This window comes from Streptomyces sp. NPDC058665, from assembly GCF_042714995.1.
Lineage (GTDB): Bacteria > Actinomycetota > Actinomycetes > Streptomycetales > Streptomycetaceae > Streptomyces.
Map to the genome: position 1 here is coordinate 24,414 of NZ_JBHXRX010000028.1, position 15,905 is coordinate 40,318.

Consider the following 15,905-nt stretch of genomic DNA (forward strand, 5'->3'; position numbering starts at 1 on the left):
TAACGTCGGGAGCCGAGGCGGGCACCGGAATCACACGGGGCCCGGCAGGACCGGGACCAGCGAAAGGCACGATGTGACCGACATCGAACGCGTCGGAGTGGTGGGCTGCGGCCAGATGGGCGCGGGCATCGCGGAGGTGTGCGCCCGCAGCGGCCTTGCGGTGATGGTCGCGGAGACCACCGGCGAGGCCCTGGAGATAGGGCGCACCCGCCTCTTCAACTCCCTCTCGAAAGCCGCCGAGCGCGGCAAGATCACCGAGGAGGAGCGCGACGCGACGCTCGACAGGCTCAGTTTCACCACCGATCTCGGGGAGTTCGCCGACCGCGATCTGGTGATCGAGGCCGTCGTCGAGAACGAGCAGGTCAAGACGGAGATCTTCCAGGTCCTCGACCAAGTCGTGACGCGCCCGGACGCGATCCTGTCGTCCAACACCTCCTCCATTCCGCTGGTCAAGCTGGCCGTCGCGACCTCCCGGCCCGACCGGGTGATCGGCATCCACTTCTTCAACCCGGCACCGGTCCAGCAGTTGGTGGAGCTGATCCCGGCGCTGACGACGTCCGACGAGACGGTCAAGCGCGCCGAGTCCGTCGTCGAGGACGTGCTGGGCAAGCACGCGATCCGCGCCCAGGACCGGTCCGGTTTCGTGGTGAACGCCCTTCTGATTCCTTATCTGCTCTCCGCGATCCGGATGTTCGAGTCCGGTATCGCGAGCCGCGAGGACATCGACAACGGCATGGAGATGGGCTGCGCCCACCCGATGGGACCGCTCAAGCTCTCCGATCTGATCGGCCTGGACACGGTCGCTTCGGTCGCCGATTCGATGTACATGGAGTACAAGGAGCCGCTGTACGCCGCTCCCCCCCTGCTTCAGCGCATGGTGGACGCGGGGCGCCTCGGCCGTAAGTCGGGCTCGGGCTTCTACCCGTACGGCTGAGCCGCCCGGCGAGATCCGAACGACAGACCCTAGCTCCCTATCCGCCGCCTCCCAGGCGCAGATGATGGAGCATCAGCAGTCCGGCCGCCATGTTGGCGGCCGGCACCTCACCCCGCGCGATCAGGTCGGGAACGAGCTTGAGCGGTACCCACTCCCGGCGCGAGGACTCGAAGTCGTCCGCCGGGTGGCCGGTGTAGGTCGCCGAATCCGACCAGTAGAGATGGTGCCTGGCGTCGGTGAGTCCGTTGGACGGCTCCACGGTGAGCAGATGCCGGAGGCGGCCGGGCCGCCAGCCGGTCTCCTCCTCCATCTCCCGCGCCGCCGCGGTCTCGACGGACTCGCCGTCCTCGACGACACCTGCGGCCAGTTCCCAGCCCCAGCTATCGGTGATGAAACGGTGCCTCCAGAGCATCAGCACCTCGTTGGCCTCGTTGACCGCCGTCGCCACGGCCACCGGGCGGAGCCGGATGAGGAAGTGGTCCAGATGCCGGCCGTCGGGGAGTTCGACATCGGCCAGATTGACCTGGAACCAGCGATTCTCATACACAGTCTGTTCGCTTAAGTTCGCCCACTGCACGGTTTTGCCACCTTCCGATTGGGAGTTGGCAATATGGCAGCAGTCGCCTCCTCACAGGGGAACGCGCAGGGCCCGTGCGATGAATCCGGCCGCTTCCGTCGCCTCCGCCGAGCCGCTCTCCACCAGCCCCAGCCGCACCACGCCCATTCGGTCCCTGAGCCGCAGCGACTCCATCCCCCGGGCGCGCTCGGCCATCTCCCGCGCCGTACGGGCCGCCCGGTCCGGTTCGCCCTGCCGCAGCTCGATCTGGCTGAGCATCGCGAGCCGGTGCACCCGCCCCCGGTCGTGCGCCGGCGTGCCGACCGCCTCGGCGGCGTGCGTCCGCGCGGCATCGAGCTCACCGAGGCTCAGCAGCGCCTCGGCGACCTGCACATTGACCAGCCCCGGCTCCACATAGCCGGTCTCCTCAGGCTCCTGCCCCGGTCTGATCCGCCCCGCCTCGGCCTCCGCCCGGCTGATGCACGCCCGCGCCCCGCTCCCGTCGCCCAGCAGGGCGTACGACTTGGCCTGCATGGCGTACAGATCGGCGGCCAGCGCCGGTGTGATCGCCCGGCCCGCCGTACGCAGCGCCGCCTCGGCGAAGGCCACCGCCTGCCGGTACTCCCCCATGAACAGCGACTGGTTGACGAGCAGCGCGACGGCGTACGCGCCAAGTCCCGTGTCCCCGCTGGCTTTCGCCAGCCGCAGCGCCTGGTGGAAGTAGCGCTGGGCGAGCCCCTGCGCGTCGGAGTCGTACGCGCAGATACCGGCCACCGCCACCAACCCGCCGGTGGCGCGGTGAAGTTGGCGGCCCGTCGCGTCGCTGTAGCCACCGCGCAGCAGGGGCGCGGTCTCGGCGTTGAGGAAGCCGACGATCCGCGCGTGGGTGGCGAGACCGCCGGCCCTGCGGTACATCAGCTCGTAGTGCGCCCTGGCCGTCCGCAGCAGTTCGATGTCGGCCGGCCCGACACGGCTCGGGCCGCCGCGCGAGACGTCCGCGTCCGCCGGAGGGTTCTCCCACTCCCAGACGGGCATCACGGCATACGTACCGGTGACGGCGGGCGCGCCCACGACATGGCCGCGTCGTTGCTGGTCGGAGCGCCACAGCGCGGTGGCCCGCTCCACGAAGACCGGCAGGGTGGCGTCGCGGCCCGGTGTCCCCGGACTCACGCCCAGGCCGATGTCGTCCAGCGTGAGGGTGCGTCCCAGGCGCTCGCCCAGCACCTCACAGATCAGCTCGGGCACCTGGCCACGTGGCCGCTGGCCCCTCAACCACCGCAGCACAGACGTGTGTTCGTACCGGAGGCCGAGCCCGCGCGGCTGTCCGGCCCGGTTGACCCGGGCGGCGAACCCGGCGTGGGACATACCCGCTTCGTCGATCAGCGAATCCAGCAGGGTGTTGGGCTGCATGTGCCCCTCCGGAGACCCGCGGGTGCACCGGACACCCCCCAGGGAGCCACAGCGTAATGGAGCGGGACATCGCACGGGGTGTGAACGTAATGCCCGGATCAGGCCGTTGTGCGCCCTGCCGTGCCGGGCGCCGCCGCTGTTGACTGGTCGCCTCGCAAAGAGCGGCCGGGGCCGCCGCACTCCCCCTCGTGCGGTACGGCGGCCCACCCCGTGTCGTCCGCCCCGCCACCTGCCCTACTCCGCGGCGGGGCGGGCGGCGCATCGGCCGCGCCGGCGGTTGCGAGGCGGATACGGCGCAGTGTTCGTCCCCCCGGCCTGCGCCGGTATCCGTGGAGAGTCCCACCTGACCGGCAAGACACCCCCGAGGGGCGCGTCCGGAACTGAAACCGGTCGCGCCCCTCGGTCGTTCCGCTGTCCCGTCCGCGGGCTCACGCCCCGCGCAGCACCGCACCCGTGCGCTCGGCGGCCAGCGCCACCGCGGTGTCGCGCGCGGCCGACGCCTCGTCCACGGTCAGCGTCCGGTCGGCGGCGCGGAACCGGAGCGCGTACGCCAGGGACTTGCGCCCCTCGCCCAGCTGCTCGCCGGTGAACACGTCGAACAGCCGGACGGATTCGAGCAGTTCACCCGCGCCCTCGCGAAGCGCCCGCTCCACGTGGGCGGCCGGCACGTCCTTGGCCACGACCAGCGCCACGTCCTGGGTGGCGACCGGGAAGGCCGAGATCCGCGGCGCCCGCAGCGGGCCCGTGCCCGCCAGCTCCACGAGGTCCAGTGCGAGCTCCATCGCGCAGGTGCGCTCCGGCAGGCCGTACGCCTTGATGACGCGCGGGTGCACCTCACCGGCGTGGCCGACCAGGGTCCGCTCGCCGTCCACCGTGGCATACAGCGCCGCGCAGCGACCCGGGTGCCACGGCGCGTGCTGGTCGGTCTCCACCGTCAGCTCGACGCCCGCCTCGGCGGCGACCGTACGGGCCGCCTCCACGGCGTCCGCCCAGTCGGTGGGGCGGCCGGCGCCCCACCAGCCGCCCCGCTCACGCGCACCGGCGAGGACCACGGCCGCGTGGCGCGGCTGCCGGGGCAGCGCGGCGTCGAGCGACGCGAGCTGCTCAGGGGTGGGGCGCCGGTCGACGGGCAGCCTGGCCGGTACCTTCTCTTCGCCCGTGGGCCGGAAGACCAGGCCCGACTCGTACAGCGCCAGATCGTGCGAGCCACGGCCGTCGTTACGGCGCAGCGCGCCGAAGAGACCCGGCAGCAGGGTCGTGCGCATCGCGGGCTCGGTGTCGACGAGCGGGTTGACGAGGTCGACCGTACGGCGACGGTCGTCGTCGGCGTCCAGTCCGAGCTGGTCGAGCTGCGCCGTACCGATGAACGGGTAGTTCAGCACCTCGACATAGCCCGCGCCCGCCAGCGCGCGGCCGACCCTGCGGTACAGCCGTTGCCGCTCGGTGAGCCCGCGCCCGGCCGGCGGCCTGGGCAGTGTGGAGGGCAGATTCTCGTACCCCTCCAGCCGGATGACCTCTTCCGCGAGGTCGTTGATCTCGCGCAGGTCGGGCCGCCAGCTCGGGACGGCGACGATCAGCTCGTCCTGTCCCTGGACGTCGCAGCCGACCTGCTGGAGCCTGCGGACGACGGTCTCCCTGCCGTACGCGAGACCGGCCACCCGGTCGGGGTGGTCGGCGGCCATCGTGATGGTGTGCGGCCCGGACGGCGCGACGGCCTCGGTGACACCCGCCTCCGCCGAACCGCCCGCGAGCAGCACCAGCAGATCGACGGTCCGCTGCGCCGCAGCCGACGCGGCGTGCGGGTCGACGCCGCGCTCGAAGCGCTTGGACGCCTCGGACGCCAGCTTGTGCCGGCGCGCGGTACGGGCGATGGAGATCGGGTCGAAGTGCGCGGCCTCGATGACGACCTCGGTGGTGCCGCGCGGCGCGCGCCCGGCGGAGGCCGTCGTCACGGAGAGCGGGCTCGGCGCGATCTCGCCGTCGGCGATCTCGGTGTCGGCGCCGCCCATCACACCGGCGAGGCCGATGGGGCCCCGGTCGTCGGTGATGACGAGGTCGGCCGCGTCCAGGACGCGCTTGACGCCGTCGAGCGTGGTCAGCACCTCGCCCTGCTCGGCACGCCGGACACCGATCGGGCCATCGACCAGGTTGCGGTCGTACGCGTGCAGCGGCTGGCCGATCTCCAGCATCACGTAGTTGGTGATGTCGACGGCCAGCGAGATCGGCCGCATCCCGGCCTTCTGGAGCCTGCGCCTGAGCCAGATCGGCGAGCGCGCCTCGGGGTCGAGGCCGGTGACCGTACGGGCGGTGAAGTGGTCGCAGCCCACCGGGTCGGCGATCTCGACCCGGTGCCCGTAGGAGTTCGGGGCCGGCACGTCGAGCAGAGCGGGGTCACGCAGCGGGAGACCGTACGCGATGGCGGTCTCGCGGGCGATGCCGCGCATCGACAGGCAGTAGCCGCGGTCGGGTGTGACGGCGATGTCGAGGACCTCGTCGACGAGCTGGAGCAGCTCGATCGCGTCGGTGCCGACCTCGTACTCCGGCGGCAGGACGATGATGCCGCCGCTGCCGTCGTCGCCCATGCCCAGCTCGCCGCTGGAGCAGATCATGCCGTGCGACGTCCGGCCGTACGTCTTGCGGGAGGAGATCTCGAACCCGCCGGCCAGCACGGCGCCGGGCAGGACCACCACGACCTTGTCGCCGACGGCGAAGTTCCGCGCGCCGCAGATGACTTCCTGCGGCTCACCGGTTCCGTTGGCGTCGCCCACGTCGAGGGTGCAGAAGCGGATGGGCTTCTTGAACTCCGTCAGCTCCTCGACGGTGAGGACCTTGCCCACGACGAGCGGGCCCTTGAGGTCCGCGCCGAGCTGTTCGACGGTCTCGACCTCAAGACCGGCGGGGACGAGCTTGGCCTGCACGTCGCGGCCTGTCTCGGTGGCCGGCAGGTCGACGTACTCCCGCAGCCAGGAAAGCGGGACGCGCATCAGATCTCCATCCCGAACGGCCGGGTGAACCGGACGTCACCCTCGACCATGTCTCGCATGTCTTCGACGTTGTGGCGGAACATCAGCATCCGCTCGATGCCGAACCCGAAGGCGAATCCGCTGTACTTCTCGGGGTCCACACCACAGGCGACGAGCACCTTCGGGTTGACCATGCCGCAGCCGCCCAGCTCGATCCAGCCCTCGCTGCCGCAGGTACGGCAGGGCCGGTCCGGGTTGCCGACGGACTCGCCGCGGCACACGTAACAGACCATGTCCATCTCGGCGGACGGCTCGGTGAAGGGGAAGAAGTTCGGCCGCAGCCGGGTCTTCATGCCCTCGCCGCCGAAGAGCTCCTGGACCATGTGGTCGAGGGTGCCCTTGAGGTCGGCCATGGTGAGGCCCTCGTCCACCGCGAGCAGTTCCACCTGGTGGAAGACCGGGGTGTGGGTGGCGTCCAGCTCGTCGGTGCGGTAGACGCGGCCGGGGCAGATGACATAGACGGGCGGCTCACGGTCGAGCAGCGCGCGCGCCTGGACCGGTGAGGTGTGCGTACGCAGCACCACTCCGGACTCGTCGCCGGCCGTGCCGTCGCGGTCCTGGACGAAGAAGGTGTCCTGCATCTGGCGTGCCGGGTGGTCGGGCACGAAGTTCAGGGCGTCGAAGTTGAACCACTCCGCCTCGACCTCGGGGCCGTCCGCCACCGCGTAGCCCATGGCCGTGAAGATGTCGGCGATGCGCTCCATCAGCGTGGTGAGCGGGTGCCGGGCGCCGGCCGGGACGCGGTCGTACGGCAGTGTGACGTCCACCGCCTCCTCGACCAGCACCCGTGCGTCACGCTCGGCCTCCAGCTCCACCTGGCGGGCGGCGAGCGCCTTGTTCACGGCGCCGCGGGCCTGGCCGACGCGCTTGCCGGCCTCGGCCTTGGCCTGGGGGGGCAGCGCGCCGATCTCACGGTTGGCGAGCGACAGGGGCGAGGTGCCGCCGGCGTGCGCCGTCTTCGCGTGCGCGAGCGCGTCGAGGTCGCCGGCGGCGGCGAAGGCGGCGAGCGCCTCGTCCCGCATACGCTCGATCTCTTCCGGTTTCAGCGCCTCGACCTCGACTGGGTCGTACGACTTGTTGGGTGCGGACATCTCTTCCCGTACTTCCGTTGGTTTGACAGGACCCGGGCGAAAACGACCCCGCTCGATGGCCGAGGACGCAAAGGTGCCAAGGATCGAGTCTAAAGGCCGTGCGGAGTGTGTAAGCCCGCCGGTGGTCAGGCCAGATAGGCCGGGGCGCCGACGGGCAGGATAAATCGGAACTGCGCACCGCCGCCGGGTCCGCGGCCGACGGTGATCGTCCCGCCGTGCGCCTCGACGATGCCCTTGACGATATACAGGCCCAGCCCCGTGCCACCGCGCTTGCTCCCCCGCCAGAAGCGGGTGAAGACGCGGGCCATCGACTCCTCGGGGATGCCGGGGCCTTCGTCGCTCACGGTGACCGCTGTTCCTTTCGCGCCGCCGTCGGCGTGGGTGTGCTCCGCGCCGCCGTGCTCCGCGTGCGGGTGCTCCGCGTGTTTGACGTGGGCGGGTGCCACCTCGATGGTGACGGTTCCCGCGCCGTGGCGCACCGCGTTTTCCAGCAGGTTGCCGAGTATCTGATCGATCTTGTCGGGATCCGCCCACAGCGCGGGCAGCGGCTGCTGGATACGGACGAGGAAACGGTCCGGGGACTGGCCGGACGCGGTGATGGACTGGATGTGGCGGCCCACGGCGGTGCCGATGTCGACCGGCTGGCGCCGTACCTCCAGACGTCCGGAGTCGATCCGGGAGATGTCGAGCAGTTCGGCGATGAGCCTGGTGACCCGGTTCGCGTCGGCGTCGACGGTCTCCAGCATCAGCCGCTTCTGGTCGTCGGTGAACCGTTCCCATTTGGCGAGCAGCGTCGCGGTGAAGCCCTTCACCGAGGTGAGCGGGGAGCGCAGCTCGTGCGCGACGGTCGCGATGAGCTCGGCATGGCTGCGTTCGGTACGGCGCCGGGCCTCGGTGCCGCGGATACTGACAACGAGCCTGCGGACGGGCCCCTGGGGGTACGCGCGGACGTAGCGGGCGGAGACCAGGACCTCACGGCCGCCGGGCAGCAGCAGATTGCGTTCGGGCTGGCCGTAGCGGGTGAGGAGACCGCCGTACGGATCGGTGAGGGCCCACCAGCGGCGGCCTTCAAGGTCTTCGAGGGGCAGCGCGCGCTCCAGCGGGGTGCCGACGGCATCGGCGGCGACGACCGCCGTGATCCGGGCGGCGGCGGCGTTGAAGCAGATCACGCGGCCCGTCTCGTCGGCGACGACGAGACCGTCGGGGAGGTCGTCGGGATCGATCCCGAAGCCCTGACCGGGGTCCTGGCCGAGGCCGCCCGCTTGGTGCGCGAGTGCTTCCCGCGCGAGGCCCGGCGGGCCGGTGCCGCCGGGACCAGGCCTGACGGGTCCCCGTGTGATGGCCGACCCGCTCGCCCCGACCGTCATGCCCGTATCCCACCTCTTCCGAAGAGCCCGGTGGGCCCCCGAGTTTCCGGTCACCCTACTCGTTCTCATCGCTCAAGGTGACTGCGCGGACCCCCTCAGCTCACAGTGCGGACACGCTGCGCGCGGGCCGAGGCGTAGAGACATACGGCCGCGGCGGTCGCGAGGTTCAGACTCTCGGCCCTGCCGTGGATCGGAACGCGTACGACAGCGTCCGCCAGCGCCCGCGTCTCGGCCGGCAGCCCCCATGCCTCGTTGCCGAAGATCCAGGCCGTCGGACCGCCCATGGTGCCCGCGTCGAGCTCGTCGTCCAGGTCGTCGTCGCCCGCCCCGTCGGCGGCCAGCACGCGTACGCCCGCCTCCCGCAGGCCCGCCACGGCCTCTTCGACGGGCACGCCGACGGCGACCGGCAGATGGAAGAGCGAACCGACCGACGCCCGGACCGACTTGGGGTTGTAGAGGTCGACGGACGCGTCGGTGAGGACGACGGCGTCGGCGCCCGCGGCGTCGGCGCAGCGCAGCACGGTGCCCGCGTTGCCGGGGTCGCGTACGTGCGCGAGGACGGCGACGAGACGGGGCCGCGCCCGCAGGACCGCGTCGAACGGCGAGTCGAGGAAGCGGCAGACGCCGAGCAGCCCCTGCGGGGTGACGGTCTGGGAGACGTCGGCGAGGACGGCGGGGTCCGCGTAGTGCACCCGCGCCCCGGCGGTGTGGGCGGCCTCGACGATACCGGCGTACCGCTCGGCGGCCTCGACGGTTGTGAACAGCTCGACCAGCGTCGGGGCACCGTCGTCGCCCCGGTGCTCGACCGCCTCCCTCACGGCCTGCGGGCCCTCGGCGATGAACCGGCGTTCCTTGCCGCGGAAGGCCCGTCTGGCCAGCCGCCGGGCGGCGGTGACGCGCGGGGAACGCGGAGAGATCAGCTCGGGGGTGCCCATGGGCGGCGGCTCGCTTCTCGTGCGGACGTACGCGCGCGTGGCGGGCGCCGGGCGTACGTGCTGCGGTTACGGGTGGAAGGCGCGTGCTGCGATTTCGGGTGGAACGCGCCGGACCCGCAGGCGGTGTGCCTGCGGGTCCGGCGGGAAGTGCTCTGCTCCGTGATCCGGCAGGGGATCAGGCGGCGGCCTTCGGGGCGTTGACGTCGCTCGGGAGCGCCTTCTGGGCAACCTCGACGAGCGCGGCGAACGCGTTGGCGTCGTTGACCGCGAGCTCGGCCAGGATCTTGCGGTCCACCTCGACGTTGGCGGCGTTGAGACCCTGGATGAGGCGGTTGTACGTCATCCCGTTCTGGCGGGCGGCGGCGTTGATCCGCTGGATCCACAGCCGGCGGAAGTCGCCCTTGCGCTTCTTGCGGTCGTTGTAGTTGTAGACCAGGGAGTGGGTTACCTGCTCCTTGGCCTTGCGGTACAGGCGTGAACGCTGGCCGCGGTAACCCTTGGCCTGCTCCAGAATCGCCCGGCGCTTCTTGTGGGCATTGACTGCCCGCTTGACGCGTGCCACTTGTTAACTCCTTGTAGCTGGGTCACTGGCGTTGGCGTGACCCGAGAACGGCGTGGTCGGTATGCGGCCGTGCCCCGCGCGACGGCGGGGCCCGCGCCTACAGGCCGAGAAGCTTCTTGGCCTTCGCTGCGTCACCCGGCGCCAGCTCCACCGTGCCGGCGAGACGGCGCGTCAGGGTGGACGGCTTGTGCTCCAGGTAGTGGCGACGGCCCGCACGCTGGCGAAGGATCTTGCCGGAGCCGGTCACGCGAAAGCGCTTCTTCGCACCGCTGTGCGTCTTGTTCTTCGGCATAACGCCGTTCTCCTCATCAGTGGCACTCCCCGCCGGTCGGTCGGACCGGCGGGCGGGAGCGTCAGATTGCTGTGTATGGAACCCGGGCGGGACTCCGCGGGCCGCCTGGCCGGCGGCCCTTGTGTCACGCCTCGGAGGACGATTCGGCCGAAGCCTCGGCGGCGGCGTCCGTACGGGCCTTCGCGGCGTCCGGGGACTCGTCCACGTGGTCGTCGTTCGCGTAACCCTGGCGCTCCGCCTTCCGGGCCGCCTGGGCCTCGCGGGCCTCGGCCATGGCTTCGGTCTTCTTCTTGTGCGGGCCCAGAACCATGATCATGTTCCGGCCGTCCTGCTTCGGGTTCGACTCGATGAAGCCGAGCTCCTCGACATCCGAAGCGAGACGCTGGAGCAGCCTGAAGCCCAGTTCGGGGCGGGACTGCTCGCGACCACGGAACATGATCGTGATCTTGACCTTGTCACCCTGCTTGAGGAACCGGACGACGTGGCCCTTTTTGGTGTCGTAGTCGTGCGGGTCGATCTTCGGCCGGAGCTTCATCTCCTTGATGACCGTGTGCGCCTGGTTCTTGCGCGCCTCACGGGCCTTCATGGCCGACTCGTACTTGAACTTCCCGTAGTCCATGAGCTTGCACACGGGCGGACGGGCGGTCGCCGCGACCTCGACCAGGTCCAGGTCGTACTCCTGCGCGAGCTCCAGGGCCTTCGCAAGCGGCACGATGCCGACCTGCTCGCCGCTGGGGCCGACAAGGCGGACCTCGGGAACACGAATCCGGTCGTTAATGCGGGGCTCAGCGCTGATGGATCCTCCTCGGTAGCACCACGAGACTGCCTGGCAGACAGCCACGTAACGTCTGTTTCGTCAGACCAACCGCGGGGGGAAACGAAAAATGCCCCGGACGGGACACAGGCGGGAGCTCCATGAATACCGGAACACCGCCGCGTCGAAACCGCGGGGCGTATCGGGTGGTTCCATCGTCCGTACGGAACGATGGGGACCACCTGACCGGTGACCCGCCACCCGTGAGGGCGGCCAGGTGGGAGAACGGAGCCTCCACTTGTGGGTCGGCACACGTGGCCGACCGGTCAACTACAGGATATCAGCACTTGGCACGAATGCTCACCGGCCGGAACGGGGCGGCCTCGGCCTCATGTCTTGTCGGCCTCTGTCTCGTCGGCCTCCGGCGCGCACGGCCCTGTCAACTACGCTGAGGGCCTTTCCCGCCCCCAGAGAGATGATGACCCGATGACCGACACACCCCAGTCTCCGTCGCCCGCCAGTTACGACGAGATGACCCGCGACATCGCGGAGGTACCGGCCGTCGAGGTGATCGTGACCGTCGCCGTCAATCTGATGAGCGCCGCGGCGGTGAAGCTCGGTCTCACGGAGGACGGCAGCGACCACAAGGACCTGGACGAGGCGCGCAAGCTGGTGCACGCGCTCGCGGGGCTGATGGACGCGAGCGCGACGGAGATCAGCTCCTTCCACGCGGCGCCGCTGCGCGACGGGCTGAAGTCGCTCCAGCTGGCGTTCCGCGAGGCGTCCCTGGTCCCGGACGAGCCGGGCCAGGGTCCGGGCGAGAAGTACACGGGACCGGTCTACGGCTGATCGCTCGGGACGCCCGGGGACTCCCGTACGAAGAGGGGCTCGCCCGGAGGTGTGACACCGGCCGGCAGCAGCGCCAGGTCGAGACCGCGCACCAGGCGGGCCCTCAGCACGTCGTGGGCCGCCAGCGCGGAGGCGATCCGCCGGACCGCGTCCCCCGGGGCTGCTTCCGGCAGCAGGACGAGCGCGAGGGTGCCGTCGGCCTCACCCGGGCCGAGATGGGCCCTCAGTACGGAGGGCTCGGCCGCGGCCACCTCCCTGACCGCGGCGACGACGGCCGGATCGTCGAGCGGGTCGGTGCTCGTACGGCCCTCGGCGAGCGCGAACAGGGCCGGTCCGGCCAGTTCGTACGGCACGGGCCCCGCCATGTCGATGACGACCGTGTCGGCCTTCTCGTGCGCCGCCGCGCTCAGTGCCTGGTGCAGCGGGACGGCGACGGGGCGCGCCCCCGGGTCCCAGCGGGCCAGCGAGGCGGTCGAGGTGAAGGCGGGCAGGGCGCGCCGGCCACCGGCCTGGAGCGTGGGGACGGCCATGTCGCTGTTCTTCTCGCGCCGCAGACCCCGCTCGTCCGTTTCGGTCTCGCCGAGGACGGCGACGACGGGGACGAGCAGCCGGGCGCCCTTGAGGGCGGCGAGGACGCGCGGTTCGGCGGTCCGGTCGCCGGACCAGGCGGCGAGGGCTTCGGTGAGGACGGGGTCGGCGGTGCCGTCGTCGTCGGAGAAACCGGGGTCGGGGATGTTCTTGAGGGCCACGCAGTGAGCCTAGTGTCCGCGCTCTCGACGCCCCGCGCGGGCACCGGGCAGAATCGGCGGCGGACCGAGGGGGACATATGCGCGCTCCTGGCGAACCGCTCGCCGTCACGACCGGCGCGAACGTCACGTACGACGTCGCCGTCCGCGACACGGTCACCGGGCGCACCACGGCGTACCGCCACGCCTCCGGCCCGGCGCACCACACGCACCCCACCGCCAGCGTCGTCAAGCTCGGCATTCTCGCCGCTCTTCTGCTGCGCACCCAGGACACGGGCCGCGAGCCGACCTCCCACGAGCGCGCGTCGGCAGCCGACATGATCGAGCGGAGCGACAACGACGCCGCCACCGGGCTGTTGAAGGTGGTCGGCGGCGCCGGTGGACTGGACGCGGCCCACCGGCGCCTCGGGCTGCGCGAGTCGGCTGCGGCGGAGTCCTGGGGCCTCACGCGCACCACCGCGGCGGATCAACTGGCGTTGCTGGAGGCCGTGTTCGGAGGCGGGACGACGCCTTTGAGCGAGCGCTCGCGCGCCTTCGTGGCGGACCTGATGACCCGGGTGGTGCCGGACCAGGCGTGGGGTGTCTCGGCGGCGGGCGGCGCGCCGGCGCTGAAGAACGGGTGGATGCCGCTGAGCGCCAACGGGCTGTGGGTGGTCAACTCGGTCGGCCGCGTCACCGCGGGGGACCGCGACATCCTCCTGGCGGTCCTGTCGGGCGGTCATCCTACGAAGGACGCGGGCATCGCCCTGGTCGAGGCGGTGGCGCGGGCCGCCGTCAGTGCGGCCGGCGGCGCCCGCTGACCGGTCCGCCGCGCCAGAGCACCACGGCGCCGGCCAGCAGGAGCGCGCCGAGGCCGCCGGCGACCGGGGCGAGCCAGGCGGCGGGCTCGGAGTCTCCCGAGGCGTTGTCGGGGCCGCGGCCGAAGTACTTCTTCGTGTAGCCGGTCGCCTTGTCCTTCGAATCGGCGGCCGTGGTGGTCGGCTTTCCGCCCGCCTCGATCGCCGCGGCCGGATCGACGATGCCGTAACCGGTCGAGTCGGAGCGGCCGTTGTCCGGGGCGTCACGCGCGGTGTCGGCGAGCAGCTTCTTGATCTGGGCCGGCTTGAGCCCGGGGTGGGCCGCGCGTACGAGGGCGACGGCGCCGGAGACGAAGGCGGCGGCGGCGCTGGTGCCCCAGCCTTCGTAGTAACGCCGGTCGGGGTCCGCTATGACGACGTCGACACCGGGCGCGCTGACGGTGGCGTACCAGCGGCGGGTGGAGAACGCGGCGTGCGTGCCGTAACGGTCGACGGCCGTCACGGCGATCACGCCGGGGTAGGCGGCCGGGTAGGAGATGCGGTCGCCCTTCTCACCGCCGTTGCCCGCCGACGCGACGACGGCCGCGCCCTTGGACAGCGCGTACTGGACGGCGGCGTCCTCGCCCGGCTCCGGGTGGGCCGACTCGCTGTCGTCGCCGAGGGAGAGGTTGATGACGTCGGCGCCGTTGTCGGCGGCCCAGCGGATCCCGTCGGCGAGTGAACCGCCGCGCGACTTGCGGGCCTTGGCCCGGTCCGGGTCGGTGCCTTCGAGGATCACGCGGACCGGGAGGATCTTCGCCTCGGGGGCGATCCCGAGGACGCCGGACTCGCGGCCGGGGCCGTGTCCCCGGCCCGCGATGATGCCCGCCATGGCGGTGCCGTGACGAGCCCAGGCCCGGTCGCCGCTCCCGGCGCCGAAGCCGATGAGGTCCTTGCCGGTCAGGACCTGCCCGGCGAGGTCGGGGTGGGTGGGGTCGACGCCGGTGTCGAGCACGGCGACGGTGATCCCGTCGCCCTTGGTGGTGCGCCAGGCGTCGTCGGTGTGCATCGCTTCGAGGGCCCACTGCTGGGCGCGTATGACGTCCGCGTGGGCGGGCGTCGCGGGGACGGCGAGCAGGAAGGAGGCGGCGGCGAGCGTGGCCGCGAAACGGTGGCGGCGGCGGGACGCGCGCCTCGCGCGCGGGGGCGTGGTCATTCGGGCTTCTCCGTCGCCTTGCTCGCTGTCGTACGCAGACCGCGCTCGACCCGCTCGGCTATGCCCTTGGCGTCGTGGCCGAGCCCGGACTGGGCCGCCGCCGTCTTCGCGCCGTCGGCGGTGGCCTTGTCGACCGGCTGCGGGTCGGGGACCTGGCGTCCGTCGGCGAAGCCGGAGACGGCGTACACGACGACGGGGGCCTCGGTGAGGACGTTCACCGTCCAGCTCGCGCGCTGTCCGTCACCGAAGCCCGCGGCCACGGTGCCCTTGACCGGATAGGTGCGGGGCATCAGGTCGGTGCGTTCGCCCAGTTTCTCGTTGGTGAACCGGGCGCCCAGGGCTTCCATGCCCGCCGGTTCGGCCTCCGTGAAGACCATGCCGACGGTGGTGACCGTACTGCTGGTGGCGTCCACGTAGGTCGCCCGCAGGACCCGCTGGCAGCCGACCGGGCGCAGCGTCTTCAGGAGGAGCGGGTCCAGGGCTCCCGTACAGCCGCTGTCGGGAGCCGCGGCGACCCTGGTCCAGGTCCGGTCGGCGCCGCCGGGGCCCGCGCCGTCGCCCTTGAGGGTGCGCGGGAAGAACGTGTCGACGGGGGTGCTGTGCCAGAGCGAACGGAGCGGTGCGTAGCCGGCGCCCGTGGCGGGGTCGGCGGACGAGTCCCCGGTCAGCCAGCTGCCGGTGACGGCGCCGCCGATCAGGCCGAGGCCGAGGACGACACAGGCGATCGCGGCGGCTGTCCTGCCGGGGTGGCGAGCGGGCACGGGACCCGGCCCGATGGTCGTGTCGGCGGTGGTTACGGGAGGCTCCACCGGCCAGCGGTAGGGCGGCGGCGGGAGTGGCCGGCCGCCGGAGGGGGCGGGCGGCCCGGCCGGGCCGCGCGGGGTCTCGCGGGAGATCTGGTAGCCGGGGGGCGGTGGCGGGAGCGTCGTTGGCCTGCCCATGGCCGATGATGTCGGCGCCGACGGCGGTGGGGGTGTCGCGGGCGGCCGGACGGGCCGGGGCGGTACGCCGCCGGCGGGCGGGGCCGGGGGTACGGCGCGGAGGCGGGCCGTGTCCTCGTCGGGCGGCACGGTGGACCGTGGGCCCGTTCGCTGCGCGGGCGGTCGCTGTGGGGGCGGTCCGGACGGTCGCGGGGGTATAGCGGGCGTCCCGCCGGAGGACCGGCCCGCTGCCCCGGCGGGCGCTCCGCCCGGCGCTTCCGTGGGCTCGGTGCGCGGCTTCCCGGTGCGGTCGGATCCGGTGGCTTCGTCGCGACCGTGGGTGGGCTGTGCGAGCGGGGGTCCCGACGGTGGCGGTGGGCCGGCGGGGCGGGGCGGCAAGGGCGCGCGCCGCGCTTCGGTACTCATCCGCCCCCCTGTGATCACGGCCTTGTCCACGGCGGATCGCCGGACGGG

15 protein-coding genes are annotated in these 15,905 nt (G+C 72.1%); 3 read left to right on the forward strand and 12 right to left on the reverse strand.

Features of this window, described 5'->3' with window-relative positions; all coding sequences use genetic code 11:
* Positions 1-73: 73 nt before the first annotated feature.
* Positions 74-934 carry a 3-hydroxybutyryl-CoA dehydrogenase gene (locus ACFWV8_RS19885; protein WP_384203599.1) on the forward strand — a complete coding sequence of 287 codons (861 nt, stop codon included), beginning with the start codon at positions 74-76 and terminating at the stop codon, positions 932-934.
* Between the two features lie 37 nt (positions 935-971).
* On the opposite strand, the gene ACFWV8_RS19890 is transcribed toward ACFWV8_RS19885, so the two are convergent.
* The 9 genes from ACFWV8_RS19890 to infC all read right to left on the reverse strand — a co-directional run bounded on the left by ACFWV8_RS19890 (position 972) and on the right by infC (position 11,011).
* Positions 972-1,511 (reverse strand): NUDIX hydrolase, encoded by a 540-nt coding sequence (locus tag ACFWV8_RS19890; protein ID WP_384203602.1) that lies wholly within the window; start codon positions 1,509-1,511, stop codon positions 972-974.
* 51 nt (positions 1,512-1,562) lie between these two features.
* Positions 1,563-2,900, reverse strand: a complete 1,338-nt coding sequence (locus ACFWV8_RS19895; RefSeq protein ID WP_384203605.1) for a transcriptional regulator — start codon at positions 2,898-2,900, stop codon at positions 1,563-1,565.
* A 428-nt stretch (positions 2,901-3,328) separates the two neighbouring features.
* Positions 3,329-5,884, reverse strand: coding sequence for a phenylalanine--tRNA ligase subunit beta (locus ACFWV8_RS19900; RefSeq protein WP_384203607.1), 2,556 nt, complete (start codon positions 5,882-5,884; stop codon positions 3,329-3,331).
* Positions 5,884-7,014 carry a phenylalanine--tRNA ligase subunit alpha gene (gene pheS / locus ACFWV8_RS19905; RefSeq protein WP_384203610.1) on the reverse strand — a complete coding sequence of 377 codons (1,131 nt, stop codon included), beginning with the start codon at positions 7,012-7,014 and terminating at the stop codon, positions 5,884-5,886. The genes ACFWV8_RS19900 and pheS overlap by 1 nt, the downstream gene beginning before the upstream one ends.
* A gap of 125 nt (positions 7,015-7,139) precedes the next feature.
* Positions 7,140-8,381 carry an ATP-binding protein gene (locus ACFWV8_RS19910; RefSeq protein WP_384203613.1) on the reverse strand — a complete coding sequence of 414 codons (1,242 nt, stop codon included), beginning with the start codon at positions 8,379-8,381 and terminating at the stop codon, positions 7,140-7,142.
* A 95-nt stretch (positions 8,382-8,476) separates the two neighbouring features.
* Positions 8,477-9,316, reverse strand: a complete 840-nt coding sequence (locus tag ACFWV8_RS19915; RefSeq protein ID WP_384203616.1) for a TrmH family RNA methyltransferase — start codon at positions 9,314-9,316, stop codon at positions 8,477-8,479.
* Positions 9,317-9,491: 175 nt separating this feature from the next.
* Complete coding sequence (gene rplT, locus ACFWV8_RS19920; RefSeq protein ID WP_242571084.1) at positions 9,492-9,878, reverse strand: 50S ribosomal protein L20; 387 nt, start codon at positions 9,876-9,878, stop codon at positions 9,492-9,494.
* Between the two features lie 97 nt (positions 9,879-9,975).
* Positions 9,976-10,170: a 50S ribosomal protein L35 gene (rpmI, locus tag ACFWV8_RS19925; RefSeq protein WP_078078233.1), complete on the reverse strand. Its 195-nt coding sequence runs from the start codon at positions 10,168-10,170 to the stop codon at positions 9,976-9,978.
* A gap of 124 nt (positions 10,171-10,294) precedes the next feature.
* Positions 10,295-11,011 (reverse strand): translation initiation factor IF-3, encoded by a 717-nt coding sequence (gene infC / locus ACFWV8_RS19930; protein WP_384203619.1) that lies wholly within the window; start codon positions 11,009-11,011, stop codon positions 10,295-10,297.
* Positions 11,012-11,410: 399 nt separating this feature from the next.
* Between infC and ACFWV8_RS19935 the strand changes: the two genes are divergently transcribed.
* The gene (locus tag ACFWV8_RS19935) at positions 11,411-11,773 is read left to right on the forward strand and encodes a DUF1844 domain-containing protein (RefSeq protein WP_329389709.1); all 363 of its coding nucleotides are present in this window, start codon (positions 11,411-11,413) and stop codon (positions 11,771-11,773) included.
* Here ACFWV8_RS19935 and ACFWV8_RS19940 read toward each other — a convergent pair.
* Complete coding sequence (locus ACFWV8_RS19940) at positions 11,764-12,522, reverse strand: SseB family protein (RefSeq protein WP_384203621.1); 759 nt, start codon at positions 12,520-12,522, stop codon at positions 11,764-11,766. The two genes, ACFWV8_RS19935 and ACFWV8_RS19940, sit on opposite strands and share 10 nt — an antisense overlap.
* Positions 12,523-12,599: 77 nt before the next feature.
* On the opposite strand from ACFWV8_RS19940, the gene ACFWV8_RS19945 reads away from it, so the two are divergent.
* Positions 12,600-13,319, forward strand: coding sequence for a serine hydrolase (locus tag ACFWV8_RS19945; protein WP_384203624.1), 720 nt, complete (start codon positions 12,600-12,602; stop codon positions 13,317-13,319).
* Here the strand turns inward: ACFWV8_RS19945 and mycP are convergent.
* Positions 13,294-14,511 carry a type VII secretion-associated serine protease mycosin gene (gene mycP / locus ACFWV8_RS19950; protein ID WP_384203627.1) on the reverse strand — a complete coding sequence of 406 codons (1,218 nt, stop codon included), beginning with the start codon at positions 14,509-14,511 and terminating at the stop codon, positions 13,294-13,296. The two genes, ACFWV8_RS19945 and mycP, sit on opposite strands and share 26 nt — an antisense overlap.
* Positions 14,508-15,452, reverse strand: coding sequence for a hypothetical protein (locus ACFWV8_RS19955; protein WP_384203630.1), 945 nt, complete (start codon positions 15,450-15,452; stop codon positions 14,508-14,510). Before ACFWV8_RS19955 ends, mycP begins: the two co-directional genes overlap by 4 nt.
* Positions 15,453-15,905: the final 453 nt, after the last annotated feature.

Excerpts from the sequence above, each read along its gene's own strand:
- ACFWV8_RS19895 (WP_384203605.1), bottom strand. The coding sequence starts at position 2,900 with ATGCAGCCCAACACCCTGCTGGATTCGCTGATCGACGAAGCGGGTATG.
- ACFWV8_RS19900 (WP_384203607.1), bottom strand. The coding sequence starts at position 5,884 with ATGCGCGTCCCGCTTTCCTGGCTGCGGGAGTACGTCGACCTGCCGGCC.
- pheS (WP_384203610.1), bottom strand. The coding sequence starts at position 7,014 with ATGTCCGCACCCAACAAGTCGTACGACCCAGTCGAGGTCGAGGCGCTG.
- ACFWV8_RS19910 (WP_384203613.1), bottom strand. The coding sequence starts at position 8,381 with ATGACGGTCGGGGCGAGCGGGTCGGCCATCACACGGGGACCCGTCAGG.
- ACFWV8_RS19915 (WP_384203616.1), bottom strand. The coding sequence starts at position 9,316 with ATGGGCACCCCCGAGCTGATCTCTCCGCGTTCCCCGCGCGTCACCGCC.
- rpmI (WP_078078233.1), bottom strand. The coding sequence starts at position 10,170 with ATGCCGAAGAACAAGACGCACAGCGGTGCGAAGAAGCGCTTTCGCGTG.
- ACFWV8_RS19935 (WP_329389709.1), top strand. The coding sequence starts at position 11,411 with ATGACCGACACACCCCAGTCTCCGTCGCCCGCCAGTTACGACGAGATG.
- ACFWV8_RS19945 (WP_384203624.1), top strand. The coding sequence starts at position 12,600 with ATGCGCGCTCCTGGCGAACCGCTCGCCGTCACGACCGGCGCGAACGTC.
- mycP (WP_384203627.1), bottom strand. The coding sequence starts at position 14,511 with ATGACCACGCCCCCGCGCGCGAGGCGCGCGTCCCGCCGCCGCCACCGT.
- ACFWV8_RS19955 (WP_384203630.1), bottom strand. The coding sequence starts at position 15,452 with ATGGGCAGGCCAACGACGCTCCCGCCACCGCCCCCCGGCTACCAGATC.